Source organism: Lentzea flaviverrucosa (assembly GCF_003350445.1).
Lineage (GTDB): Bacteria > Actinomycetota > Actinomycetes > Mycobacteriales > Pseudonocardiaceae > Lentzea > Lentzea californiensis.
Map to the genome: position 1 here is coordinate 979,758 of NZ_QQAU01000001.1, position 23,754 is coordinate 1,003,511.

A 23,754-nucleotide genomic window follows, 5' to 3' on the forward strand; every position below is an offset into this window, starting at 1 on the left:
GGCCTCCTACAGCGCCAGCTGCAGGAGGCCCAGCGCCGCCAGCAACGCCGGACCGCGGCTGAACTGCGCCATCAGGCCGAGCGGCGTCGGACCGAGCACGCCGAAGTCGATGACCACGGCGCCGAAGTCGACCGGCGGCCGTGTGGCGACCCGGTACACGACAGCTACCGCACCGACCGCCGAGACCAGCGCGTTGACCGCGGACACGTGCGGGGTGAACGCCGCGGTGACGGCGCACCACAGGACCGCTCCGACGGCCGGGAACACCAGGTGTGCCAGCCTCAGCTGACGGTCCGGCAGCCCCAGGGCGCGGCGCATCGCGGGCGAGCGGCAGACGAACTTCAGCCCCGCGGCCAGCCGGTCGGTGGCCAGGAACGCGGCGACGAGGTGCACGGCCGGCACGACAGCGCCCTGCCAGCCCACGGACACCAGAGCCGGGACGGGCAGCAGCGCCGCCCAGACGAGCACGGCATTCGGTGTGCGGCGCAGCCGAAGCGCGTCGCACCAGGCTAGGACGACGAGCCGGGAACCCCTCAACCGCACCGACTTCACGCGGCCGAGCGCACGGGCACGCCGTTCGGCCAGCACCGCGCCGAGGAGCGCGAGGTCGAACCAGCTCACCGACACCCGCGCCACGCCCGCCAGCGCACCCCCCGGCGCGAGGTCGGACCGCCGCAGGGACCGCAGCGAGGCGGCCCCCACCACGGCCAGACCGATCGCCACCACCCAGGCGGCACCGACCACACCGGCCCACCCGTCCAGCAGCCCCGGCTCACTCACCTGCCCTGCACCGGCGCCCAGCCACGAAACCGGCAGGCCCAACCGTTCAGGCGGTACCAGCAGCGCCACCACCGCCAGCCAGACCAGCCCGCTCAACCACCCCTGCGGCCGCACCCCAGCCCGTTGCACCGCCGCGGCACCGGCCACCACGGCCACCCCGCAGGCGGCCCCGGCCCCCGCCGCGACCAAGGGCGGCACCACGGCACCCACGATCCCGGACACGACAGCGGGCCAGCAGGCCCCCACCACCGCCCCCACCGCGAGCAGCCACAAGAACCGCGGCCGCAACAAGGCCTCGCGCGGCACGGGCGAGCTCAGCACCCAGAACATCCGGTCCGCGCCCACGAAGACCGGCCCGGCCGCCAGCGCCACCTTCATGAGCACGGCGACGCCCAGCACCCACAACCAGAGCGCGGTCCACTCGCCCCCGGGGTAGGAGGCCTTGGTCAGCCCGGCGTACACCCAGCCGTAGCCGACCAGGCCGACGATCGAGAAGTTGACGAACGGGGCGTACAGCCGCGTGACCTGCAAGCGCCACGGCACCGGGGGTCGCAGCCGGTGCCGGACGGCGGACGCGGTCACAGCGTGACGGTCCGGCACGCCACCGCCTCCACCAGCTCTTGGTCGTGCGACGCGAACACCACGGCCACCCCGGCGGCCTTCTCGGCCAGCAGGCGGGACCGCAGCCAGGAGCGACCGGCCGCGTCGAGGCGCTGCTCCGGTTCGTCCAGCACGAGCACCGACCGCGGCCGCACGAAGCACGACGCCAGCCCGAGCCGGTGCCGTTGCCCGGAGGACAGGGTCGGTGGCAACTGGTCCGCCACCGCACCCAGTCCGACCTCGCCCAGCACCGTCAGGACATCGGCCGGCGCCCCGTGCAGCCAGGCCAGCAGCCGCAGGTGCTCCACGACGGACACGTCCGGGAAGTAGTCGGCGTCGTCGAGCAGCGACGCGACGGCGGACCGGAACTCGCCCGACGACTCGTCCAGCTCGGCTCCGCCGAACAGCACGCTGCCGGACTCCAGCACCTCGGCGCCGACCAGGCAGCGCAGCAGCGTCGACTTGCCCGAGCCGTTCGGCCCCACGACGGCAACGGCCTCTCCGGGGTCGGCGGTGAAGGACAGATCTGCGAAAACGGGGACTCCGCCGTAGCTGAAGCCGGCGTCCCCCACGCCCAACGACATGTGATCAGGGTAGTGGGAATAGTCCGGGCACCCAGGCGTTAGAGTAGATGCAAACGCATAAGTCACTAAGTTTGAAGGAGGCGGGTGCCGTGCAGTTCGGAATCTTCTCGGTGAGCGACATCACCAGGGACCCGGTGAGCGGCGAGACCCCGAGCGAGGCCGAGCGCATCGACGCGATCGTGCAGATCGCGGAGAAGGCCGAGGAGGTCGGGCTCGACGTGTTCGCGATCGGCGAGCACCACAACCCGCCGTTCTTCTCGTCCGCGCCGACGACGCTGCTCAGCCACATCGCGGCCAAGACGAAGAACCTCATCGTCAGCACCGCCACGACGCTGATCACCACGAACGACCCGGTGCGCATCGCCGAGGAGTACGCGATGCTGCAGCACCTGGCGAAGGGTCGCATGGACCTGATGCTGGGCCGCGGCAACACCGCGCCGGTCTACCCGTGGTTCGGTGCCGACATCCGGCAGAGCCTGCCGCTGGCGCTCGAGAACTACAACCTGCTGCACCGGTTGTGGCGCGAGGACGTCGTGGACTGGGAGGGCAAGTTCCGCACGCCGTTGCAGGGCTTCACCAGCACCCCGCGGCCGCTGGACGACCTGCCGCCGTTCGTGTGGCACGGGTCGATCCGCACGCCCGAGATCGCCGAGCAGGCCGCGTTCTACGGCGACGGCTTCTTCGCCAACAACATCTTCTGGCCGAAGGAGCACTACATGCGGCTGATCAAGTTCTACCGCCAGCGGTACGCGCACTACGGCCACGGCACGGAGAAGCAGGCCATCGTCGGCCTCGGCGGCCAGGCCTACATCGCGAAGCGGTCGCAGGACGCGCTCAAGGAGTTCCGCCCGTACTTCAACGAGGCGCCCGTCTACGGCCACGGCCCGCGGATGGAGGACTTCATGGAGCAGACGCCACTGTCGGTCGGCAGCCCGCAGGAGGTCATCGACAAGACGCTGACGTTCCGCGAGCACTTCGGCGACTACCAGCGCCAGATGTTCCTGATGGACCACGCCGGCCTGCCGCTCAAGATGGTGCTCAACCAGCTCGACCTGCTGGGCGAGGAGGTGGTTCCGGTGCTGCGCAAGGAGATGGAGGCGCGGCAGGACCCCGAGACCGCCAAGCCGCCGACGCACGCGGGGCGCGTGAAGGACAAGTACGGCGACGGACCGGTCCGCCAGCCCAAGCCGAACGCCAACCGGGGTGACAACGTCACGGGTGGCTCGCCGTACCAGGACGCGAAGTGACCCGAGCCAACGAGGCGTGGGAGTCCCTGATGAAGGCGTACGCCGTGCTGACGAAGCAGTTCAACGCGGAGGACGTCTGGGGCGACCTGACCATGCGGGAGTACGACGTGCTGTACCAGCTGTCCAAGTGCGACAGTCCACTCAGGATGAGTGAGCTGAACCGCCACGTGCTGCTGAGCCAGCCCGCCCTGTCCCGCATGGTCGACCGCCTGGTCGACCGGGGCTACCTCGACCGGTGCCCCGATCCCGGCGACCGCAGGGGTGTGCGCCTGTCGCTCACCCCCGTGGGCCGGGAGACCCAGCGGGCCATCGGCCGCCCGCACGCACGCAGCGTCACGCGCGCACTGAGCGTGCTGACGCCCGAAGAACTCGACCAGCTCGCCGCGATCACCGGCAAGCTCAGCCAGAGCGAGGAGTAATGGGCCAGAACTTCCAGCTGGTGGTGGTGTCCGCCGGCACGAGCGACCCGTCGTCCACCCGCCTGCTCGCCGACCGCGTCGCCGGACGGGTCACCACCCTCGCCGGCAAGCGGGCGCAGACCGTCGGCACGACGGTCATCGAACTGCGCGAGCTCGCCACCGAGATCGCGAACGCCCTGGTGTCCAACCACATCGGGCCGAAGCTGCAGACCGCCGTCGCGACCCTGCAGCACGCGGACGGCATCGTCGTGAGCACCCCCGTCTACAAGGCGGGCGCGAGCGGCCTGCTCACCTCGTTCTTCCAGATCCTCGACAACGACCTGCTGATCGCGAAGCCCGTCGTGCTCGCCGCGACCGCCGGCACGGCAAGGCACGCGCTGGTGGTCGACGACCAGATGCGCGGCCTGTTCGCCTACCTGCGGACCGTCGTGGTGCCGACCTCGCTGTTCGCCTCGACCGAGGACTGGCAGGACAACGGCCTCAACAAGCGCATCGACCGCGCGGCCCTCGAACTGGTGGCGCTCATGACCTCGGGCTTCGAGAAGACCGTGCGCGACGAGTCGTGGGGCAGCTACCAGCACGAGTACGGCAGCGCGGGCGGCACGGAGCTGACGATCGACCTCGACTCCGACCTGATGCGCCTGGCGGCGGGCGGCGCCTAGAAGTCCGCACCACGCGAGAGCTTCTCGTTCTCGCGCAGCTCGACCAGCGCGTTCTCGTGCATCGCAACGGCGGCGTCGTAAGCGGCGCCGCCGAGCACGATCCGATGCGGCGGGACAGGTGCGTTCATCGCACTGAGCACCGCTTGCACCCCTCGTTCCGGGTCGCCCGGCTGCTTGCCGTCCTGGTCGGCGAACGTCGCGCGAACGCCCTCGACCAGCGGCAGGTACGCGTCCACGGTCTCGTGCACCGGCTCGCCCTGGAAACCCGCGTAAGCCTTGGTGCGGAAAGATCCCGGCTCCACGACGAGCACGCGCACGCCGAACGGCTCGACCTCCTGGCGCAGCGTCTCCGACAGCCCTTCGAGCGCGAACTTCGCCGCCGAGTAGTAGCCGAAGCCCTGGATGCCGACCAGCCCGGCCAGCGACGACATGGTGACGATCCAGCCGCCGCCCCGCGCCCGCATGCCCGGCAGGACGGCGCGCACCACGTCGACCACGGCGAACAGGTTCAGGTCGAACGTGAGACGGACCGTCTCGTCTCGTGTGCCCTCCACCGAGCCGTACCAGCCACGGCCCGCGTTGTTGACGAGCACGTCGATCCCGCCGAACCGCTCCTCCGCCGCCTTCACCGCCGCACGCACCTGCTCGGCGTCGGTGACGTCGAGCTCGAGGACCAGCACGCGGTCACCGTGGGCAGCGGCCCATTCCTGCAGCTCAGCGGGCCGGCGCACGGTCAGCACCACCTGATCGCCCTGTTCCAGCGCCGCCTCGGCGTAGGTCAGGCCGAACCCTCCGGGCGTCCCTCCGGTGATGAACCAGGTCCTCATCGCACTTCTCCCATCGCTATAGATTCACCTGTAGCGCTACATAAGCTACTATAGCGAGCATGCAGAACGCACGGGATCGGCTCCTGCTCGCCGCGGCGGAGATGCTCGACGGCGGCGGCACGGTGTCCACGAGGGCGGTGTGCGAACGCGCCGGAGTGCAGGCACCGACGCTGTACCACCACTTCGGCAGCAAGCAGGGGCTGATCGACGCCGTGCTGAACCACGGGTTCACCCAGTACACCGCGGTCGAGAGCTCCGGCGACCCCCTCGGCGACCTGCGCGAGGGCTGGGACCGCCACGTGCGGTTCGGGCTGGAGCACCCGTCGTTCTACGGCCTGCTCTACGGCCGCGCCGAACCCGGAAAACCCTGTGCCGTCACCGCTCCCGCACACGCCGCGCTGCGCGAACGGTTCACCGAGGCCGCAACCCGAGGCCTGCTGAAGGTGCCCGCGGACGACGCCGCCGAACAGGTGCTCGCCGCGAACGTCGGCGTCACGCTGACCCTGATCTCGCAGCCGGAACCGGACTTCGCGCTGTCCGAACGCGTACGCGAGGCCGCGCTGGCCGGCGTCCTGCGCGCTCCCACGACCGGCGGCGCCGCGACCCGCGCCAGCACCGCGCTCACCCTGCGCGCCCTGGTCGCCGACGATCCGGCCGACCTCACACCGGGCGAACGGGCACTGCTCGGCGAACTGCTGGACCGCCTGGCCCGCTAGAGCACCCGGTGTTCCTCGGACCAGGGCACCAGCTTGCGCTCGGCCCAGGTCAGGCCGTAGAAGAGCGCGACGCTGATGATCGCGAGCAGCGTCATCGCCGCGAACGCCAGCGAGGTGTCGGCGCTGCCGCCGGACACGGTGATCACGTAACCCAGTCCGGCATCGGCGCCCACGAACTCACCGATCACCGCCCCGATGACCGCCAAAGTGATCGACACCTTCAGGCCGACGAAGATCTGCGGCAACGCGTGCCACAGGCGCAGCTTGAAGAACTCGTGCGTCCGCGTCGCGTCGAGCGACCGGAACAGCTCGACCAGTTCCTGGGGCGTCGACCTCATGCCGGACGCGGTCGAGATCACGATCGGGAAGATGCACACGAGCACCACCATCAGCACCTTCGACTCGATGCCGAATCCGAACCACACCACGACGATCGGCGCGATCGCGACCTTCGGCACGGCGTTGAGCGCGACCAGCAGCGGGTAGAACATCCGCTCCAGCACGCTCGACCCGACGATCAGCAACGCCAGCGGCACACCGATCACAATGGACAGGACGAATCCGGACACGGCCTCCCACAACGTGATCAGCGCCTGTTCGAGCAGGTAGCCGGGCAGCTCCAGGAACGACGCCACGACGTCGGCCGGTGACGGCACGAGGAGCGGCTCGATCCCGAACACGATCGTCGCGAGCCACCACAGCCCGATGATCGCCAGCAGTCCGAGCACCGGCAGCGCGGCCTTCACGCGGTCACCAGGAGCCCGCGCAACTCGCGGCTCACCTCGTCGAGCTCGACCTGGCCGAGCGCGCGCGGCCTCGGCAGACCCACGTCGACGATCCGGTGGATCCGGCCCGGCCGCGGGCTGAGCACCACGATCCGGTCGGCGAGCAGCACGGCCTCGTCGATGGAGTGCGTCACGAACACGACGGCGCGCGGCCGGGCGAGCTGAACCCGTTGCAACTCCTCGGAGAGCTCGGTGCGGGTGATCGCGTCCAGTGCGGAGAACGGCTCGTCCATCAGCATCACCCGCGGGCTCTGGATCAACGACCGGCACAGCGACACCCGCTGCTGCATGCCGCCGGACAGTTCGTGCGGCAGCCGTTTCTCGAACCCGCCGAGGCCGGCCAGTTCCAGCAGCTCGTGCGCGCGGTCCCGCTGATCGCCCAGTCCGAAGATCTCGGTCGGCAGCAGGACGTTGGCCAGCACCGTCCGCCACGGCAGCAGCGCCGGCCGCTGGAACATCACCGAGACGTCCCTGCGCGGCCTGGTGACCGGCGAACCGGCCACCAGGATCCGGCCTCGCGCAGCCGTGAGCAGCCCGGCGACGAGCCGCAGCAACGTCGACTTGCCGCAGCCCGACCGCCCGATCACCGCGACGAACTCGTGCTCGCCCACCTCCAGGTCGATGCCGTCGAGCGCGTGCACACCGCCGAAGGAGTGCGAGACCCCGGTCAGGCTGATCACTTGGGCGAACTCCCGAAGGACACGAAGTCGTCGGGCGCCAACGATCCCGCCGGAATCGCACCGGCCTCCACGAGGGTGCTGACGATCTTCTGGACCCGCGCCTCGGTCACCCCGCCCACGCGACCGCTGTAGTTCAGGGGCTTGACGTACGCCGCCATCAGCCCGACCTCGGCACTGGCCACGTCCGCGTCCTGGGCCGGCTGGTACTTCTTGAGAATCGGGCCGACCTCGGCCGGGTGCTCGATCGAGTGTTCGAGGCCCTTGAGCAGCGCCGTCATGAAGGTGCGCGCCAGCTCCGGCTTGTTCTGCACGACGTCCTTCGACGACACCAGCGCGTTGCCGTAGAGATCGGGAACCAGGTCGCCGTAGGGCAGCACGACCGCCTTCCTCCCCTTCGCCGCGGCCTCGATCAGCGGCTTGCCGACGACGAACTGCCCGATCCCGTCGACCTGCCCGGCGGCCAGCAACTGCGGCAACGCGGGCGGAGCGGACGGCACGAACTGGACCTTCGCCGGATCGATGCCCGCCGCCTTCGCGTACACCGGGAACATCACCTGGTTCGTCGACCCCGGCTGGTCACCGATCTTCTTGCCGACCAGGTCGGCGGGTGTCGAGATCCCGTTGCCCTCCAGCGCGACGATCGCGGCCAGCGACCGTTGCTGGATCGCCGCCAGCACGGTGACCGGCAGCTTCTCCTTCGCCGTGGTGATCGCGGTGGCGGTGAAGTCGGCGATGCCGAAGTCGGCGCGCCCGGCCGAGACCAGCTTCAGCACGTCGACGCTGCCGGTGCCCGGCGTGATCGTGACGTCCAGGCCCGCCTCCTCGAAGAACCCCTTCTCCTTCGCCACGTGGACGTACGCGTCCCGGCCGAACGTGCCGAACGACGTCAGGTAGTCGACCTTCTGCAGAGCTTTCTGCCCGGCCGGCGCCGCGCAGGCCGTGACGGCCAGCAGAACGGCGAGTACGACTGAAAACGCTTTCCTCATGTTCCCTCCCCCGAAGGCTCCCTCATGGTCGAACATAGAGGTCGGGGAGGACCGATGAACACGTCCGATAGTCCGGTGGCCGTGATCGGCGCGGGCCCGATCGGGTTGATCACCGCGTTGGGGCTGGTCGCGCACGGTGTGCCGGTCGTCGTCTTCGAGGCCGGGGACGAGTTGTCGGCGGAGACGAGAGCGGGCACGATCCTGACGCGCACGCTGGAGGTGCTGGACCAGTACGACGCGCTGGGACCGGTGCTGGAGGCGTCGCTGCGGCTCGACGAGATCGGCGAGGTGGACCGGGCGACCGGGAAGTCGACCGGGAGCGTGCTCACCTCGGCACTGGCCGGCGAGACGCGATTCCCGTTCGTCGTCAACGTTCCGCAGCACGAGCTGGAGCCGGTGCTCGCGTCGGTGCTGGCGCCCGGCACTGTGCGGATGGGACACCGGCTGGTGGACTTCGCACAGCACGAGGACGGCGTGACGCTGCAACTGTCCACTCCGGACGGAATCGTCGGCTTCGAGGCCGCGTACGTGCTGGGCTGTGACGGCGGGCGCTCGACCGTGCGGGAACGGCTCGGCGTCGAGGTCACCGGGCACACCCTGGAGCAGCGGTACATGTTGGTCGACCTGGTGTGCGACCTCGACATCGCCCACCCGCGCGACTACCCGTACCTGGCCTACTTCGGCGACCGCGAGGAGTGGATGGTCCTCGTGCGGCAGCCGCACTGCTGGCGGTTCGTGTTCCCGCTGGCGCCCGGCCGCGACGAGCCGGCACCGGACGAACTGCGGGACAAGGCGCGGCACTTCATCGGCGACGTCGACTCGCTGGAGGTGCTGGGCAGCAACGTCTACACCGTGCACCACCGCGTCGCGTCGTCGTGGCGGGACGGCCGCGTGTTCCTGCTGGGCGACGCGGCGCACCTGATCACGCCGATGTGGGCGCTGGGCCTGAACACCGGCGTGCTCGACGCGTCCAATCTGCCGTGGCGACTGGCGTGGGTGCTGCGCGGATGGGCTTCGGAGGCCCTGCTCGACGGCTACGAGGCCGAGCAGAAACCGGTGGCCGTGCACGGTTCGGGCGCGCTGGCGGAGGCGGCCCGTGCTGTGATGGACCGGCGCTCGGACTCCGTCGCGGGGTGGCAGGACGCGATGACGCGGACGTTGCTCGGCGTGCGGCTGGGCGCGGACTGGTCGATGACGCGCGCCGGGCCGTTGCGCGTCGGCGACCGAGCCCCGGACCTGCGGATCTTCGGCCTGCGCGGTCCGGTCCACCTGCACGAGCTGTGCCGCGACTCGTTCGTCGCGCTGCACCTCACCGACGCGCGCCGCCGGCCGTTCATCCCAGCCGACGGGCCTGCCGGGCTCAGGCAGGTCGTCGTGAGCCGGTGGGACGCTCCGCACTCGGACCTGCGTTCGCACGCCTACTTCGATCCGGGCGACACGGTGCGGGAACGCTTCGGCGACGTCGTGGTCCTTCTACGTCCGGACGGACACATCGCCCACGTCGAACCGTGGACCGCCGCCTCGTGGCGGTCGGTCCAGGACCGCTATCTGCAGGAGGTGCACCTTGCGGGGTGACGTCGTGATCTCACCGTCCGGTGAGGAGATCGTGCTCGTCGACGTCGGCCGGCGCGTGCTGCACGACGACCCGGTGATCCGCGTGTGGGAGGTGACGCTCGAACCGGGCGAGACCCACCCGTGGCACCTGCACCACAACCCGTACGTCGTGCTCAGCATCGAGGGTTCGGAAGGCCGCATGGACTGGCTCGACGGCAGCGGGCCGAGGTTCATCTCCGAGCACCGCGGCGGTTTCGTGTACCGGCCCGTGTCGCCCGTGCACCGGCTCACGAACATCGGCACGACCTTCTACCGCAACCGGCTGGTCGAGCTGAAGGACCTCGGCGAGAACCTGCCCGAGCCGTTGGACGTCCGTCCCGACGACGTCGGCGTGCGCACGGTCACGGACGTGACCCTGGACCTGGAGGGGCCGCACGTTCTCGCCGCGTTGGACGGTGAGGACGTGCGGCTCCACCCAGGGGGACCGTGCCGGCTCGACGGCGAGTGGTTCGTCGTCGAACTGGCCTACTTGGCCAGGTAGGGCTCGATGTCCTCGAACTCGGTGACCTGCCGCACCTCGATCGACATCTCCTCGACGCCCGCGAAGCAGGTGATGTAGTCCTCGGCGACGGCGGTGGCCTGCGCGAGGTCCTCCGCGCGGATCAGCAGGAAGCCGCCGACGACCTCTTTGGCCTCGGCGAACGGCCCGTCGGTCGACTTGATCGCCGCACCGCGCCTGCGCACCACCGCACCGCGCGGCAGCACGCCCTCGCCGCCGAGGACGACGCCGTCCGCCGTCAGCTTCCCGACGAAGGCGTTCATCCGCTCGATGAGCTCGGAGCTCGGCTCCCACGAGGCCGGGTCGTCCAGCGAAACTCGGTGCATGAGCATGAACCGCATGTTCTCTCCTCGGTGTCCACTGGCAGCGTCCGCTGCCCACCCCTGCGTCGATCGGCGTCACGGAGCTTTCGACATTTCGCCATGATGGCCCGGTGAGATCTTCGCGGCTGGTCGTGCCCCTGCTCGGCATGTGGCTGTTCGGCAACCTCTACGAGCAGGTCGTGTGGAATCCGCAGCTGCTGGCGGACCCGCGACCCGGCTCGCTCGTGGGCGTGTTCGCCGTGGGCAGCCCCGTCTACTACTACCTGCCGTGGGCGCCGCTGGCCGTGGTCCTGGCGGTCGTCACGCGTGCGCCCCGGCCCGCACTGGGCTGCCTGGCGGTCTCGGTCGCGATGAAGCTCCTGCTCATCACGCAGGTCAACCCGGTGTTCCGCGACCCGTCCGTCACCCGTGACGTCGTCCACGACAACGCCGTGCTCTGGGCGTTCGGCAACGGCGTCGTCGTCATCGCGGTCGCCGCCGCGATCCTGCTGGTTCAGCGCGCGCAGCGCGGGCCGGCGTCCCCCGCGTAGCGACGAGGTGGTCCGCGGTGCGCAGGACCAGGGCGGCCATCGTCAGCGACGGGTTGGACGTGCCGAGCGACGGCATGCTGCCGCACCCCACCGCGTACAGGTTCGGGTGGTCCCAGCAGCGTTGCCACTGGTCCACGACGGAGTCGCGCGGCGAGGTGCCCATGACGTGCGTGCCGCCGCCGTGCCCGGCGCCCCAGTAGCGCAGCGGTTCGCCGTCGTGCTCGAAGTACCTTTCCTCATCGGGCTTGTACGAGGTGTGGTCATCGGCGCCGAGCATCTCGAAGATGCGGTCCGAGACCCGTTTCGCGGCCAGCAGGCCGTCCTTCACGTAGTCGGACAGTCCGTAGTGGATCGACGGGCGCGGGTTGCCGAGCGGGTCGCGGTGCGCGTGGTCGAGCGTCACGCGGTTCGCGGGGTCGGCCTCCTGCTCGATCTCGAACTGGAGCGTGAACTGGCGGCCGACCCGGTCCGCCACCGCCTCCCGCAACGCCTTGCCCCGCAGCCCCGCCGCGACGAACTCCGCGGTGTCGGAGTCGGGGCTACCGGCCGACCAGCCCCAGCCCCAGTTGCCGATCTCGATGCGGAACGGCGCCCGCGCGGCACGGTCGGGACCGCCGCGGAACGCCTCGATGCCCGTCGTCGAGCCCGGTCCGCGGAACGGGCCGATCGGCTGCGGCATCAACGCCCACGTCAGCAGCGCGGGGTGGTCCATCAGGTTGCGGCCGACCTGGTCGCTGCTGTTCGCGAGCCCGGACATGAGCAGCAGCTTGGCGTTCTCGATGGCATGAGCGGCGAGGATGACGACGTCCGCCTCTTCCTCGTGCCGCGTGTGCCTGCCGGACGTGTCGTCCTCGTAGCGCTGGTAACTGACCTTGGTGATGCGGCCGAACTCGTCGGCGTGCACCCGGTTCACCACGCAGCGCGTGCGCAGTTCCACGTTCGCGGACCACCGCTTCTGCGTCCGGTGCGGCGTGTACTTGGCGTTCTCCGGGCAGACCGGCACGCAGCTCGCGTAGCCGGTGCACTGGTGCCCGTCCAGCCGGTACCCGTTCACCGGAACCCCGTTGCGCGCCTGCGGTGTGCCGATGACGAGCAGCTCGCGGCCGTCGATGCCGGCACCGTCCACAACGGACGCGATGGCGTGGTCGAGGTACGTGCGGGGCAGGGCGTGCATGGGATAGCGGTAGCCGTCCGCGACGGGCAGGTGCTGGCGTTGTTCGTCGGCGTCGGCCGCGATCCCGATCTCCCACTCCGCGGCGCGGTACGCGGGTTCCAGGTCGGCGTAGCTCAGCGGCCAGTTCCGGCCGCGCCCCAGGTCGGCGGTGTGGAAGTCGTCCGGGCGCATCCGGGGCGTGATGCCGGTCCAGGCGGTGCCGGTGCCGCCGTTCATCCGCAGGTACGGGCTCGAGTAGGCGAACGGCCCGGTGTTGATCAGGTAGGGGCTGGACGGTGCGGCGGCGGTCGTGCGGTACGGCTTCAGCGGCGACTTGACGAGCGCCGTGCGGAACCGGCCGGCCGCGTCGTCGTTCGCCTCGGCGCCCGCCTCCAGCACGAGCACGCAAAACCCGTTGTCCCCCAGCACTTTGGCGATGAGCGAGCCGGCGAAGCCAGCGCCGGCCACCACGGCCCTCACCGGGCGCTTCTTCGGGGTCTCTGCTCCCAGCTGCCGAACCCGGGAGCCCTGGTGCCCGGCGCGGCGGCCCCGACGGCCTTCCACGCCAGTCCTTCGGCGTAGGCGCGCTCGCCCGGGATCACCCCTCGCCAGACCCCCGTGTACCAGAGCTGGATGATCTCGTTGTCGGGCGCGCCGTCGGCCAGCGCGCGGTACTCCTCGACCAGTCCGGTCGACCTCAGCTCGTCCGCCGAGAACCCGGTCAGCTCGGCGGACAACTCCACGAAGGCGTCCATCCGGCCATACTCGGCGGAGGAACCGCCTGCACCAAACGATCCGGGCAAGGCTCACCCGCGTGGCGCAACCTCCATCTCGCCGAGCTCGGACCAGTCGTCCTGCTCGACGGCCTGGCTGACGACGCGCGGCGTCTCCGCGAGGTACCGCGGCAGCTCGGCCTGGGCGGCCCTGAAGTGGTCCGACCGCACGTGCGCGCCGCCCGCGTCGCCGTCGCGGAACGCCTCGACCAGCACGTACTCGTTCGGGTCGTCGAGGCTGCGCGACCAGTCGAACCACAGGCAGCCGGGTTCGGCGCGGGTGGCCTCGGTGAAGCTCCTGCTGATCTCGGGCCAGGCCTCGGCGTGCTCGGGCAGGACGCGGAACTTGGCGGTGATGAAGATCAAGACGGCCTCCTTCGGGTGATCACCCCTGAGCCTAGATCGGGCTCTTCCGCCCTGCGAGATCGCGCGACCTGCGCGACCATCGCCCGGTGCCCGAGATGATCGACACCCGCAGGCGGAACCTGGTCGTCGCGGCCGTCCTCCTCGCCATGCTGCTGGCCGCTCTCGACCAGACCATCGTGTCCACGGCGCTGCCCACGATGGTGGCCGACCTGGGTGGCGGCGCGCACCTGTCGTGGGTGGTGACGTCCTACCTGCTCGCCGAGACGATCATGACCGTGCTGATCGGCAAGTTCGGCGACCTCTACGGGCGCAAGAAGACGTTCGTCGTCAGCGTCGCGCTGTTCCTGGTCGGGTCGTTCTTCGCGGGCTGGTCGGAGTCGATGACCACGCTCATCGCGTTCCGCGCGATCCAGGGTCTGGGCGCCGGCGGGCTGATGGTCACCTCGACGGCGATCATCGCGGACGTCGTGCCGTTGAAGGAACGCGGCAAGTTCCAGGGGCTGGCGGGCGCGGTGTTCGGCGTCGCGACGGTCGCCGGGCCGTTGCTCGGCGGGCTGTTCGTCGACCACCTGAGCTGGCGCTGGGCGTTCTACGTGAACATCCCGCTCGGCATCGCGGTGGTGCTGGTGGCGATCGCCGCGCTGCCCACCATCAGGACCGAGGGCCGTCCGAAGATCGACTACGCCGGCATCGCGCTGATCGCCCTCGCGGCGACCGGGCTGACACTGGTCACGAGCTGGGGTGGCACCGAGTACGCGTGGACGTCGCCGACGATCCTGTGGATGGCGGCGGGCTCGGTCGTGCTGCTGGTCGCGTTCGTGCTGGTGGAGCAACGCGCCGCCGAGCCGATGCTGCCCATGAGGTTGTTCCGCAGCAGGGTGTTCACGGTGTCGGGCATCCTGAGCTTCGTCGTCGGGTTCGCGATGCTCGGCGGCATCACCTACCTGCCGATCTACCTGCAGTACGTGCGCGGCGAGTCGGCCACGGCGTCAGGCTTGTGGATGCTGCCGCTGATCGCCGGGCTCATGGCCACTGCGCTGCTCACCGGCAACACGATCAGCCGCACCGGCAGGTACCGGATCTTCCCGTTGGCCGGCTCGGTCGGTCTCACGATCGGCCTTTTCCTGCTGTCCCTCCTGGACGCGTCGACCAGCTACTGGGAGATGGGCGCGTTCATGATGGTGCTGGGCGCGGGCATCGGCCTGGTGATGCAGGTGCCGGTGATCGTCGTGCAGAGCACCACGAACTACACCGACCTCGGCGTCGCCACGTCCGGCATCAGCTTCCTGCGCACCATGGGCAGCTCGTTCGGTGTCGCGATCTTCGGCACGATCTACGCGAACAACCTGCCGAAGAACCTGGTGGTCCCCCAGGGCGTCGACCCGCGTGCCATCGCCAGCCCCGCCGCCGTCCACGCGCTGCCGGACGCGCTGAGGGCCCCGATCGTCGCCGGGTACGCCGAGACCGTGCAGATGATGTTCCTGATCGCCGCGCCGATCGGGCTCGTGGCCCTGGCCGTCGCGTTCTTCCTGCCGCAGGTGCAGCTGCGCGACACGTCCCGTGCCTCCGCGTCCGGCAACAGCGGCGTGGGCGAGAGCTTCGCCGCCCCGCCGTCGAACTCCTACGACGAGCTGCGCAATCTGGTCTCCACCGTGGTCGCGAGGTCCAACGAGGACCCCGGCCTGGCCGTGCTGCGCCGGTCCGGCGTCGACCTGCCGCTGGAGCAGGCGTGGCTGCTCGGCCGCGTGTACCGGGCGTCGACGGACGACGGCGTGGCGACGCTCGACGAGATCGCCGACATGACGAAGGTGCCCGGCGGCATCTTCGAACCGACCGCGCAGGCCCTCGTGCGGTCCGGGCACCTGGCGTTCGGCGACGACGGCTACCGCTTCACCGACCGGGGCGCCGACGTGTTCGCCCAGCTCGTGCGGGCGTGGCGGCGCTGGCTGCTCGACCAGCTGCAGGACTGGCACGAGCCGGACCAGCTCGACTTCGCGCACGCGCTCGACTCGTTCACCGACGAGCTGATCGAGAGCGGCCGGCAGATGAGCCGGGTTTAGTGGTGTGGCTCAGAACGTTGCCGGGCGAATTCGCGGTCAGACGGGTGCGACGCGCCCTGCTGAGCGTGAATTACCCAGCCAACGTTCTGAGCCACGCCACTACACGCGGGCTTGCAGGGCCGTGGCCTCCGTGTCGCGGCCCTGCTCCCGGTACAGCTCCAGCGCCCGGTCCCACTGCTCACGCGCCTGCACGGTCTCCCCCGCCGCCGCGTGCACGTCACCCAGGTGTTCCAGCACGGTGGCCTGCTCGGCGGAGTTGTCCAGCTCCCGGTACAAAGCCAGCGCCTCGCCGTAGTGCGCGACGGCGTCGGCGTGGCGGCCGTCGTGGTGGGCGATGTGCGCGAGGCTGTCGAGAGTGGCCGCGCACCCCTCGGCGTGACCGAGCTTGTCGTTGAGCCGCATGGCTTCCTCGCAGAACGTGCGGGCCTCGGCGTAGCGGCCCAGGCAGGCGTGACGCCAGCCGACCTCGTTGAGCGACTCGGCCACGCGGATCTCCGTCCCGGCCGCGCGGAACTCCTCCAGCGCGGCGAGCGAGTGCTCCAGCGCCTTCTCCAGGTCGCCCACGAACTCCGCCGCCCATGCGATCGCCCGGTGTGCGCCGCCGTGCGCCTCGCGGTCGCCGGTGCCCGCGGCCAGTTCCAGGCCGCGTTCGAAGTGGTTGTGCCCCAACGGTGTCTGACCGACCTCGATGTAGTTGGCACCGAGGCACCGGTGCGCGGTGGACTGCTTGATCGGGTCTCCCAGCGCCTCCGCGGCGCGCAACGCCGTCAGCCAGGCGTCGATGTCGTCGGAGGTGCGGCCACGCCGCAGGTGGTAGTTGTTCAGCGCGCGGCCGATCAGCCAGGCCGCATCGAAGTCCTCACGCCCCAGCGCCTGTCGCTGTTCTGCCATCAGGCAGGCGTGCTCGGCGTCGAACCAGGCCATCGCCGACGCGTTGGTCCCGAAGGTGAGCGCGTGGCCGCTTTCGTGCTCCGGCAACACCTTGTGCGGTTCCAGCGCGAGCGCGGCGGCCCGTGCGGTGGCGGCGTAGAAGTCGGCGAGCCGGGAGCCCGGATCGGCGGGGAGGTCCGCCGCGTACAGGCCGACCAGGTCGTGCATCCGGTACCGGCCGGGCACGTGCTGCTGCACCAGGTGCGCGTTCTCCAGCTCTCGCAACACCATTCGCGCCCGTGTGACGGGCCGGTCGAGCAACGCCGCCGCTGCCGTGAGACCCACGTCCGCCGTGCCGACGGTGCCGAGCAGTCCGAACGCGCGCGCCGCCTCGTCCGAGAGCGCCGCCACAGACCAGGAGAACACCGTGCGCAGGTTCGTGCCGATCTCGCCCGTGTCCAGCGCGTCGAGGGGGTGCTCGCGCAGTTCCGCGGCGAACGCGGCGAGGGGGAAGTCCGGTTCCACCGCGGCGCGGGCGGCGACGATCGACAGTGCCAGCGGCAGTCCGCCGCACCAGTTCACCAGGTCCGCGACCACCCCGGGTTCGGCCGCCACGCGCGCGGCGCCCAGCCTCGCCACGAGGAACTCGCGGGCGTCGGCCGGGTGCAGCACGTCCAGTGACACGGACCGCGCTCCGTGCGCCGCCACCAGCCCCGCGAGCTTGAGGCGGCTCGTGACCAGCACCGTCGCGTCGGGACCCGGCAGCAGCGGCACGACCTGCTCGGTCGAGCGGGCGTTGTCGAGCACCACCAGCAGGCGCCGTCCCGCGACCACGCTGCGGTAGCGCGCGGCCCGCGCGTCCAGGCCCGCCGGGATCGTCTCCTCCCCCAACGCCTCCAGGAACTCGCGCAGCACGGTCTCCGGCGGCGTCGGCCCGGCGGACGGGTCGAAGCCGCGCAGGTTCACGTAGAGCTGGCCGTCCGGGAACTCGTCGAGGTGCCGGTGCGCCCAGTGCAGTGCCAGCGCGGTCTTGCCGATGCCGCCCGTCCCGCCGATCGCGGTGATCACGACCGTGCCGGACGACCCCACCGCGGCGAGCTCGCCGGTGCGACCGGTGAACCACGGGTGCGGCGCGGGCAGCTGGCGTGGACCGGCGGCACGTTCCTCCACGCTGCCGACGAGGATCCTCTGGTGCACGTCCTGCAACGGTTTGCTCGGGTCGACGCCCAGCTCGTCCGCGAGGCGTCGGCGCACGATCTCGTAGTGCCGCAACGCCTCCGCGTCGTTGCCGGTCCGGTGCAGCGCCAGCATCAGTTGCGCGGCAAGGCGTTCGTCGTGCGGCAGCGCGTCGGCGAGCCGCCGCAACGACGGCAGCAGCGCGGCGTGCCGGCCCTCCGCGAGCGCCACGTCGTTGCGGTCCAGTTCGGCGGCGACGCGTTCGGCGTGCAGGCTCTCGCGCAACGTGTCGAAATACGGCGACTCGAGGCCGTCCAGCGCCTGCCCGCGCCACAACCCGAGCGCCGCGTCGAGAGCGCCCTGCCGCACGAGTGCGCGGAAGCGGAACAGGTCGACCTGCTCAGGGTCCACCACGAGCCGGTATCCGGCCGGCGAGCGTTCGATGTCCAGCCCGAGCAGCTTGCGGAGCTTCGACACGTACCCGTAGAGCGTCTCGCGTGCTCGCAGCGGCGCCCGCTCACCCCAGACGCGGCCGAGCAGCCGATCGACCGGGACCGGCCGGCCCTCCTCCACCAGCAGCGCGACCAGCACGGACCGTTGCCGGACGTGGCCGATCTCGACCGGCACGCCCGCGTCCCGCACCTCCACGGCGCCGAGCAGCCCGAACTCCAAGATCACCCCTCAGCCAGTGGATTCAAGGTTCATCCTAGGTTCACCCTTGATCGAACGGGCAACGTCGGCACGGCAGGAAGGCCCCGGTCCGACCGGACCCGGCAGCCCAGCCACGGGGCCTTCCCCACCTTCGGCGCAACGAAAGATCACCCGAGCGGACCAGGGCGCACTCGTTCCTCCACATGCGACCCTGGAGTGTGTGAGCACCACGCGGATCGGCTCGTTCAACGTGGAGAACATGTTCGAGCGCCCGAAAGTCATGGGCCGCAACGCCACCAAGCACGCGGCCCCGATCCTGGCCGCCCACGCCCGTTTCAACGAACTCATCGCCGCCGAGACCTACGCGCCGGAAGTCAAGGAAGAGCTGAAAGAACACCTGGCGACACTGGAGTTGCTCAGGAGCGACCGCAGCAAGTACGCGATCCTGCGGCGCATCCGCGGCCGGTTCCTGGCGCGCCACCGCACCGGCGAGACCTCGGTCGTGGCAAGCGGTCGCGAGTCCTGGGTCGGCTGGGTGGAGCTCACCACCGAACCCATCAGCGAGCTCGCCACGCGCCACACCGCACAGGTGATGCGCGACGTCGGCGCCCACGTCCTCGGCGTGGTCGAGGCCGAGTCGCGCGAACTGCTGCACATGTTCTCCGCCAGCATGCTCAAGAACGTCGGCTGGACCCCCTACGAGGAGGTCCACCTCATCGACGGCAACGACGAGCGCGGCATCAACGTCGGACTGCTCACGCGGGACGACCACCAGGTCATCACGATCCGCACGCACGTGTACGCGAAGGACAGCTCGGGCGTCGTGTTCTCCCGCGACTGCGCCGAATACCACGTCCGCACGCCCGCCGGTCCCGAAGTCGTCGTGCTCGTGAACCACCTGAAGTCCAAGGGCTACGGCGCACCCGGCGACCCGATCGGCGCCCGCCGCCGGTTCCGCCAGTCGGTCCGCATCGCCCGCATCGTGAACCGCCTGCGCGACGAGGGCCACGAGCACATCGCCGTCGTCGGCGACCTCAACGACACCGCGGACAGCGAGGCGCTGCGCCCCCTGTTCCAGCGCACGGGCCTGCGGGACATCAGCGAGCACGAGAACTTCGACTGGGACCACCGCCTGGGCACGTACCGCGGCGTGAACGAGAAGGGCAAGATCGACTACGTCCTGCTCACCCCCGAACTGTTCGCGAAGGCCACCGGCGGCGGCATCTTCCGCAAGGGCGTGTGGCGCGGCCCGCGCACGAAGAACCGTTGGGACGTCTACGAAACCATGACGAACGAGGTGCACGCGGCCAGTGACCACGCCGCGATCTACGCCGACATCGACTGGACGCTCTAGACGACCTCGACGGTCACCTCGAGGACGTCGCCCGGCACCACGTCGTTCGCCTTGCGCACCGCCGCCTTGATCGGCAGCACGTAGCAGCCGGACTGCTTGTCCGGGAACACCGACGTCGACCAGCTGCTCGCGCCGACCCCGACGCGCACCTTGACCGCGCCGAACCCGGCACCGGGCGTGGCGATGTCGCGGATCTGGTCCGAGACGTCCTCGGGCAGCGTCACGAAGGTCCAGGTATCCGTGCGGCGGGCGTCCCAGATCCAGAGCTCCGCGTCGAAGACGAACATCCGTCCATTCTCACAGAGGCGCGGTGATGACGAAGTCCTCGTCGAACCGCGCGGCCAGCACCTCGCCCAGCCCGTGGGGCGTCCAGCGCCGCACGAGGTCGAGGAACCCGGTGAGGTCCTGGCGCACGCGCTCCAGGTGCCCGGCGAGGTCCGCGATCTCGCACGCGAGGTCGTCAGAGCGTTCCTCGTCCGGCCGCACCCTCACCACGCCGGCGGCGAACTCCACCCCGGGCGACGGCGAGTGCCCGAGCCACGGCACCTCGCCGTCGAGCAGCCTCGCCCAGTCGCGCCAGCTCTCCAGCCCGGCGCAGCAGCCGGGTCCGACGCGCACGCCGGTCTCGGTGTCCCGCACCTGCAGCCCGCCGGCCATGATGATCACCTCCTCGTCCAGCAGCGCGCGGAGTTGCGCCGGTCCGAACTCGACGTCGTCGTCCGAGCCATAGCCGGCGATGGCGACGAGTGCCCGGTCGAACTCCTCACGGCTCATCCGCCCGGACAGCGCAACAACATCACCGCCGGTCACCTCGACCACCGCCTGAACCTCGATCACTCACCCATTGTGGTGACGAACGCCACCGACCATTTCGGTCGGTAAACCTACCGAATCGGTCGGTGAACGTCGTAAAGTCGATTTCATGCCACGACAGCCCAGGACCGGGGTCGACGAGAACATCCTCGACGCCGCCGCCGCGCTCTTCGCGCGGCACGGCTTCGAGCAGACCTCGTTGAAGTCGCTCGCGGACGCTGTCGGCTTGTCCAAGGCCGGCCTCCTGCACCACTTCCCGAGCAAGGACGCTCTCTTCGAAGCGGCGTGGGAGCAGAGCCGTGTGCTCACGATGCACGTCCTCGACCAGGTCTCACCGCTGGCCGCAGGGCCCGAGCGGGACCGGCGGGCGCTGGAGCTGCTGACCGACCACGCGCTGGACCGGCCAGGACTGGTCTCGCTGCTGTTCCGGACGATGACGGCGCCGGGTGAGGACCCGCAGCAGGCGCAGGACGAGCTGCTCCTCAACGAGATGTTCGTCATCGACCCCGAGGAAGAACTGCCCCGCGCCATCCGGATCGTCGGCGCGCTGAGCGCCATGGCCGTGCTCACCCTTCTGGCCAACCAGCAGGGTGACAAGACGACCTGGCGCCCCTTGATCCTCTCTACCTGCTACGACGCACTCGGGCACCAGGAGGCCTGACCATCATGGCGAAACTGCTCTACAAACTGGGAATGGGCACCTACCGGCGCCGTCTCCCCGTCGTCCTGATCTGGCTCCTCGTGCTGATCGGCACCGGTGTCGGCGCGTTCACCCTCGGCGGTGAGACGTCCAACTCGATGTCCATCCCCGGGCAGGAGTCGACCACCGCCCTGGAGCGCATCCAGGAGAAGTTCGGTTCCGGCGAGACCGCGTCGGCCAAGGTCGTCGTGCAGGCCCCGGACGGTCAGACGCTGCCGCAGCACGTCAAGGCGATCACCGACCTGGTGGCCGACGAGTCCGCGCTCAAGGGCGTGCGGTCGGCGACGAACCCGCTCGACCCGGCGGCGCCCAGCGTCAACCGCGACGTCAACGTCGGCTACAGCACCGTCACCTACGACGTGAAGCCCGGTGAGGTCACCGCCGAGCAGCGCGCCGAGCTGACCAAGGCCGTCGACAAGGCGCGCGCCGCCGGACTGACCGTCGAGGTCACCGGCACCGCGATGCAGGAGACGCCGCACGTCGGCGGGCCCACCGAGGCCATCGGCGTCGTGCTCGCGCTGGTCGTGCTCGCCCTGACCTACGGCTCGCTCGTGACCGCGGGCATGAACCTGCTCAGCGCCGGCATCGGCGTCGGCATCGGCACGCTCGGCATCACGATCGCCACCGGGTTCATGGACCTGCAGTCGACCACGCCGATCCTCGCCTCGATGCTGGGACTCGCGGTCGGCATCGACTACGCGTTGTTCATCATCAACCGCTATCGCCAGGAGCTGCGCCGCGGCTCCAGCGTGGGTCACGCCGTCGCGACCGCGGTCGGCACCGCCGGTTCCGCCGTCGTCACCGCCGGGCTCACCGTGGTGATCGCGCTCGTGGGTCTCGCGATCGCGGGCATCCCGTTCCTCACGCAGATGGGCGTCTCCGCCGCCGCCACGATCGTCGTCTCGGTCCTGATCGCCATCACGCTGGTGCCCGCGGTGCTGAGCCTGCTCGGCCGCCGCGTGCTGACCCGCAAGGAACGTGCGGCCGAGGCCTCGGAGCCCAAGGACCGCGGCGTCATCCGCGCCTGGGGCGGTGCGATCACCCGCAACCGCGTCGTCGCGCTGCTGTTCTCGGTCGTGGCGCTCGGCATCGTCGCGATCCCGGTGACGTCCATGGACACCACGCTGATCCAGAAGCCGCCGGCCGGTTCCACGCAGGAACGCGCCGACCAGATCCTCGCGAAGGGCTTCGGCGAGGGCTTCAACGGCCCGATCATCGTCCTGTTCGAGGGCGAGGGCGCCGCCGCGACGGCCACCGAGGCGTCCAAGCCGATCGCGCAGTTGTCCGACGTCGCACTGGTGACGCCGGCCCAGCCGAGCCAGGACGGCAAGTCCGCGCTCGTCACCGTCATCCCGAAGTCCGGCCCGGACACGGTGGAGACCGAGAAGCTCGTCGCCGACCTGCGCGCCGAACTGTCCGGTGTGGACGGCGGCAAGGCCTACGTCACCGGTGCCACCGCGGTCAGCGTCGACGTGGCCACGTCCCTCGACAAGGCCCTGCCGATCTACCTGGCGGTCGTCGTCGGCCTCGCGCTCGTGCTGCTGGTCCTGGTGTTCCGCTCGCTGCTCGTGCCGCTGGTCGGCGTGCTCGGCTTCCTGCTCACCATCGGCGCGTCGCTCGGCGCCACGGTGGCGGTGTTCCAGTGGGGCTGGCTCTCCGGCGCGGTGAACCTCGACAGCACCGGCCCGCTGATCAGCCTCACGCCGATCCTGGTGATCGGCATCCTGTTCGGCCTCGCCATGGACTACCAGATCTTCCTGGTGTCCCGGATGCACGAGGCGCACCACCGCGGCGCGAAGCCCATCGAGGCCATCACCACGGGCTTCCGCCAGGCCGCCCCGGTCGTCGTGGCCGCCGCACTGATCATGTTCTCGGTGTTCGCGGGCTTCGTCCCCGCCGGCGAGGCGACCGTGAAGTCGATCGCCTTCGCCCTGGCCGTCGGCATCTTCGTCGACGCGTTCGTGGTCCGCATGGTGCTCGTGCCGGCCGCGCTCGCCCTGCTCGGCGAGCGCGCCTGGTGGCTGCCGAAGTTCCTGCGCTGGCTGCCGGAGCTCGACGTCGAGGGCACCGCGCTCGACGAGATCGAGAAGAAGGACAGGCAGGAGCCGGTCAGCGTCGGCTGATCCCGCTCATGAAAAGGTCCCTTGCGCCCGTGATCACGGGCGCAAGGGACCTTTTCTGCGTTCAGGCCACTTGTCCAGTACCCAACACCGATGAGCTGCTCTCGGTGAACTGGCGCCGCACCCAGCGGGCGACGGTGCGCGGTGGCGGCTCCACGGCCCCACCCAGGTGTGCCACCACGGTCAGCTCGGCACCGTCCTCGACGGCGATCGCCCACCCGTGGCTCTCAGTCCACAGCAGCGCGACGTCATGATCGGGATGTCCGGGTAACCGGCCGTCCACGGCGATGTACACACGCAACGGCTTGAGCTGGTCCACGCACGAGGACTCACCGCTCAAACCCAGTTCCCGCGTGACCCTCAGCGCGTAATCAAGCGCGATCACGTCGTCACCACCCTCCGCTCACCGGGGCAACAACGCCGACTGCTTGACGCAGAACGCGGTTACCCCGGGAGGAGGAACGCA

At 70.3% G+C, this 23,754-nt stretch carries 25 protein-coding genes; 11 read left to right on the forward strand and 14 right to left on the reverse strand.

Annotation, left to right across the window (positions count from 1 at the left end):
* Positions 1 to 6: 6 nt before the first annotated feature.
* Positions 7 to 1,362: a DUF6297 family protein gene (locus DFR72_RS04390; RefSeq protein ID WP_090063917.1), complete on the reverse strand. Its 1,356-nt coding sequence runs from the start codon at positions 1,360 to 1,362 to the stop codon at positions 7 to 9.
* Positions 1,359 to 1,964, reverse strand: coding sequence for an ABC transporter ATP-binding protein (locus tag DFR72_RS04395; protein ID WP_090063916.1), 606 nt, complete (start codon positions 1,962 to 1,964; stop codon positions 1,359 to 1,361). The genes DFR72_RS04390 and DFR72_RS04395 overlap by 4 nt, the downstream gene beginning before the upstream one ends.
* 89 nt (positions 1,965 to 2,053) lie before the next feature.
* Here DFR72_RS04395 and DFR72_RS04400 point away from each other — a divergent pair, with 89 nt between their 5' ends.
* From DFR72_RS04400 to DFR72_RS04410, 3 genes are read left to right on the forward strand one after another with little or no spacing between them, the layout of a single operon-like run.
* On the forward strand, positions 2,054 to 3,211 hold the full coding sequence (locus tag DFR72_RS04400) for an LLM class flavin-dependent oxidoreductase (protein ID WP_090063915.1): 1,158 nt from the start codon (positions 2,054 to 2,056) through the stop codon (positions 3,209 to 3,211).
* The gene (locus DFR72_RS04405; RefSeq protein ID WP_245982514.1) at positions 3,208 to 3,630 is read left to right on the forward strand and encodes a MarR family winged helix-turn-helix transcriptional regulator; all 423 of its coding nucleotides are present in this window, start codon (positions 3,208 to 3,210) and stop codon (positions 3,628 to 3,630) included. Before DFR72_RS04400 ends, DFR72_RS04405 begins: the two co-directional genes overlap by 4 nt.
* Positions 3,630 to 4,292, forward strand: a complete 663-nt coding sequence (locus tag DFR72_RS04410; protein WP_090063914.1) for a CE1759 family FMN reductase — start codon at positions 3,630 to 3,632, stop codon at positions 4,290 to 4,292. Before DFR72_RS04405 ends, DFR72_RS04410 begins: the two co-directional genes overlap by 1 nt.
* Here the strand turns inward: DFR72_RS04410 and DFR72_RS04415 are convergent.
* The gene (locus DFR72_RS04415) at positions 4,289 to 5,119 is read right to left on the reverse strand and encodes an SDR family NAD(P)-dependent oxidoreductase (RefSeq protein ID WP_090063913.1); all 831 of its coding nucleotides are present in this window, start codon (positions 5,117 to 5,119) and stop codon (positions 4,289 to 4,291) included. The two genes, DFR72_RS04410 and DFR72_RS04415, sit on opposite strands and share 4 nt — an antisense overlap.
* Before the next feature lie 59 nt (positions 5,120 to 5,178).
* On the opposite strand from DFR72_RS04415, the gene DFR72_RS04420 reads away from it, so the two are divergent.
* Positions 5,179 to 5,835, forward strand: a complete 657-nt coding sequence (locus DFR72_RS04420; protein WP_090063912.1) for a TetR/AcrR family transcriptional regulator — start codon at positions 5,179 to 5,181, stop codon at positions 5,833 to 5,835.
* On the opposite strand, the gene DFR72_RS04425 is transcribed toward DFR72_RS04420, so the two are convergent.
* From DFR72_RS04425 to DFR72_RS04435, 3 genes are read right to left on the reverse strand one after another with little or no spacing between them, the layout of a single operon-like run.
* The gene (locus tag DFR72_RS04425; protein WP_090063911.1) at positions 5,832 to 6,581 is read right to left on the reverse strand and encodes an ABC transporter permease; all 750 of its coding nucleotides are present in this window, start codon (positions 6,579 to 6,581) and stop codon (positions 5,832 to 5,834) included. The two genes, DFR72_RS04420 and DFR72_RS04425, sit on opposite strands and share 4 nt — an antisense overlap.
* A complete protein-coding gene (locus DFR72_RS04430; protein ID WP_090063910.1) occupies positions 6,578 to 7,300 on the reverse strand; it encodes an ABC transporter ATP-binding protein in 723 nt (240 codons plus the stop codon). The genes DFR72_RS04425 and DFR72_RS04430 overlap by 4 nt, the downstream gene beginning before the upstream one ends.
* On the reverse strand, positions 7,297 to 8,286 hold the full coding sequence (locus DFR72_RS04435) for an ABC transporter substrate-binding protein (protein WP_090063909.1): 990 nt from the start codon (positions 8,284 to 8,286) through the stop codon (positions 7,297 to 7,299). Before DFR72_RS04435 ends, DFR72_RS04430 begins: the two co-directional genes overlap by 4 nt.
* Before the next feature lie 54 nt (positions 8,287 to 8,340).
* Between DFR72_RS04435 and DFR72_RS04440 the strand changes: the two genes are divergently transcribed.
* Both DFR72_RS04440 and DFR72_RS46215 read left to right on the forward strand, forming a co-directional pair.
* Positions 8,341 to 9,861, forward strand: coding sequence for an FAD-dependent monooxygenase (locus DFR72_RS04440; RefSeq protein WP_090063908.1), 1,521 nt, complete (start codon positions 8,341 to 8,343; stop codon positions 9,859 to 9,861).
* 4 nt (positions 9,862 to 9,865) lie between these two features.
* Positions 9,866 to 10,381: a cupin domain-containing protein gene (locus DFR72_RS46215; RefSeq protein ID WP_177224505.1), complete on the forward strand. Its 516-nt coding sequence runs from the start codon at positions 9,866 to 9,868 to the stop codon at positions 10,379 to 10,381.
* On the opposite strand, the gene DFR72_RS04450 is transcribed toward DFR72_RS46215, so the two are convergent.
* A complete protein-coding gene (locus DFR72_RS04450) occupies positions 10,366 to 10,740 on the reverse strand; it encodes a YciI family protein (RefSeq protein WP_090063907.1) in 375 nt (124 codons plus the stop codon). The two genes, DFR72_RS46215 and DFR72_RS04450, sit on opposite strands and share 16 nt — an antisense overlap.
* A 92-nt stretch (positions 10,741 to 10,832) precedes the next feature.
* Between DFR72_RS04450 and DFR72_RS04455 the strand changes: the two genes are divergently transcribed.
* Positions 10,833 to 11,252: a hypothetical protein gene (locus tag DFR72_RS04455; protein WP_143086647.1), complete on the forward strand. Its 420-nt coding sequence runs from the start codon at positions 10,833 to 10,835 to the stop codon at positions 11,250 to 11,252.
* On the opposite strand, the gene DFR72_RS04460 is transcribed toward DFR72_RS04455, so the two are convergent.
* From DFR72_RS04460 to DFR72_RS04470, 3 genes are read right to left on the reverse strand one after another with little or no spacing between them, the layout of a single operon-like run.
* Entirely contained in the window at positions 11,185 to 12,885 is a 1,701-nt protein-coding gene (locus DFR72_RS04460) for a GMC family oxidoreductase (protein ID WP_090063905.1), read from the reverse strand. The genes DFR72_RS04455 and DFR72_RS04460 overlap by 68 nt on opposite strands.
* Positions 12,882 to 13,160, reverse strand: a complete 279-nt coding sequence (locus DFR72_RS04465) for a hypothetical protein (protein ID WP_090063904.1) — start codon at positions 13,158 to 13,160, stop codon at positions 12,882 to 12,884. The genes DFR72_RS04460 and DFR72_RS04465 overlap by 4 nt, the downstream gene beginning before the upstream one ends.
* Before the next feature lie 51 nt (positions 13,161 to 13,211).
* Positions 13,212 to 13,544, reverse strand: coding sequence for a putative quinol monooxygenase (locus tag DFR72_RS04470; protein ID WP_090063903.1), 333 nt, complete (start codon positions 13,542 to 13,544; stop codon positions 13,212 to 13,214).
* Positions 13,545 to 13,639: 95 nt separating this feature from the next.
* Between DFR72_RS04470 and DFR72_RS04475 the strand changes: the two genes are divergently transcribed.
* The gene (locus DFR72_RS04475; RefSeq protein WP_090064517.1) at positions 13,640 to 15,604 is read left to right on the forward strand and encodes an MDR family MFS transporter; all 1,965 of its coding nucleotides are present in this window, start codon (positions 13,640 to 13,642) and stop codon (positions 15,602 to 15,604) included.
* A 99-nt stretch (positions 15,605 to 15,703) separates the two neighbouring features.
* Here the strand turns inward: DFR72_RS04475 and DFR72_RS04480 are convergent, their stop codons facing one another.
* Positions 15,704 to 18,322: an AfsR/SARP family transcriptional regulator gene (locus DFR72_RS04480; RefSeq protein WP_211335297.1), complete on the reverse strand. Its 2,619-nt coding sequence runs from the start codon at positions 18,320 to 18,322 to the stop codon at positions 15,704 to 15,706.
* 199 nt (positions 18,323 to 18,521) lie between these two features.
* On the opposite strand from DFR72_RS04480, the gene DFR72_RS04485 reads away from it, so the two are divergent.
* Positions 18,522 to 19,655, forward strand: a complete 1,134-nt coding sequence (locus tag DFR72_RS04485) for an endonuclease/exonuclease/phosphatase family protein (protein ID WP_211335298.1) — start codon at positions 18,522 to 18,524, stop codon at positions 19,653 to 19,655.
* Here the strand turns inward: DFR72_RS04485 and DFR72_RS04490 are convergent.
* On the reverse strand, positions 19,652 to 19,942 hold the full coding sequence (locus tag DFR72_RS04490; protein WP_090063901.1) for a DUF1905 domain-containing protein: 291 nt from the start codon (positions 19,940 to 19,942) through the stop codon (positions 19,652 to 19,654). The two genes, DFR72_RS04485 and DFR72_RS04490, sit on opposite strands and share 4 nt — an antisense overlap.
* Positions 19,943 to 19,952: 10 nt before the next feature.
* Positions 19,953 to 20,492: a hypothetical protein gene (locus DFR72_RS04495; RefSeq protein WP_090063900.1), complete on the reverse strand. Its 540-nt coding sequence runs from the start codon at positions 20,490 to 20,492 to the stop codon at positions 19,953 to 19,955.
* Between the two features lie 85 nt (positions 20,493 to 20,577).
* Here DFR72_RS04495 and DFR72_RS04500 point away from each other — a divergent pair, with 85 nt between their 5' ends.
* Together DFR72_RS04500 and DFR72_RS04505 are read left to right on the forward strand one after the other, a co-directional pair.
* Positions 20,578 to 21,129 carry a TetR/AcrR family transcriptional regulator gene (locus tag DFR72_RS04500; RefSeq protein ID WP_090063899.1) on the forward strand — a complete coding sequence of 184 codons (552 nt, stop codon included), beginning with the start codon at positions 20,578 to 20,580 and terminating at the stop codon, positions 21,127 to 21,129.
* Between the two features lie 5 nt (positions 21,130 to 21,134).
* Complete coding sequence (locus tag DFR72_RS04505; RefSeq protein WP_090063898.1) at positions 21,135 to 23,291, forward strand: MMPL family transporter; 2,157 nt, start codon at positions 21,135 to 21,137, stop codon at positions 23,289 to 23,291.
* Between the two features lie 61 nt (positions 23,292 to 23,352).
* Here DFR72_RS04505 and DFR72_RS04510 read toward each other — a convergent pair whose 3' ends face one another.
* A complete protein-coding gene (locus DFR72_RS04510) occupies positions 23,353 to 23,673 on the reverse strand; it encodes a DUF6292 family protein (RefSeq protein WP_090063897.1) in 321 nt (106 codons plus the stop codon).
* Between the last annotated feature and the right edge of the window lie 81 nt (positions 23,674 to 23,754).

Excerpts from the sequence above, each read along its gene's own strand:
- DFR72_RS04395 (WP_090063916.1), bottom strand. The coding sequence starts at position 1,964 with ATGTCGTTGGGCGTGGGGGACGCCGGCTTCAGCTACGGCGGAGTCCCC.
- DFR72_RS04410 (WP_090063914.1), top strand. The coding sequence starts at position 3,630 with ATGGGCCAGAACTTCCAGCTGGTGGTGGTGTCCGCCGGCACGAGCGAC.
- DFR72_RS04415 (WP_090063913.1), bottom strand. The coding sequence starts at position 5,119 with ATGAGGACCTGGTTCATCACCGGAGGGACGCCCGGAGGGTTCGGCCTG.
- DFR72_RS04420 (WP_090063912.1), top strand. The coding sequence starts at position 5,179 with ATGCAGAACGCACGGGATCGGCTCCTGCTCGCCGCGGCGGAGATGCTC.
- DFR72_RS04435 (WP_090063909.1), bottom strand. The coding sequence starts at position 8,286 with ATGAGGAAAGCGTTTTCAGTCGTACTCGCCGTTCTGCTGGCCGTCACG.
- DFR72_RS04440 (WP_090063908.1), top strand. The coding sequence starts at position 8,341 with ATGAACACGTCCGATAGTCCGGTGGCCGTGATCGGCGCGGGCCCGATC.
- DFR72_RS04450 (WP_090063907.1), bottom strand. The coding sequence starts at position 10,740 with ATGCGGTTCATGCTCATGCACCGAGTTTCGCTGGACGACCCGGCCTCG.
- DFR72_RS04465 (WP_090063904.1), bottom strand. The coding sequence starts at position 13,160 with ATGGACGCCTTCGTGGAGTTGTCCGCCGAGCTGACCGGGTTCTCGGCG.
- DFR72_RS04475 (WP_090064517.1), top strand. The coding sequence starts at position 13,640 with ATGATCGACACCCGCAGGCGGAACCTGGTCGTCGCGGCCGTCCTCCTC.
- DFR72_RS04490 (WP_090063901.1), bottom strand. The coding sequence starts at position 19,942 with ATGTTCGTCTTCGACGCGGAGCTCTGGATCTGGGACGCCCGCCGCACG.
- DFR72_RS04500 (WP_090063899.1), top strand. The coding sequence starts at position 20,578 with ATGCCACGACAGCCCAGGACCGGGGTCGACGAGAACATCCTCGACGCC.
- DFR72_RS04505 (WP_090063898.1), top strand. The coding sequence starts at position 21,135 with ATGGCGAAACTGCTCTACAAACTGGGAATGGGCACCTACCGGCGCCGT.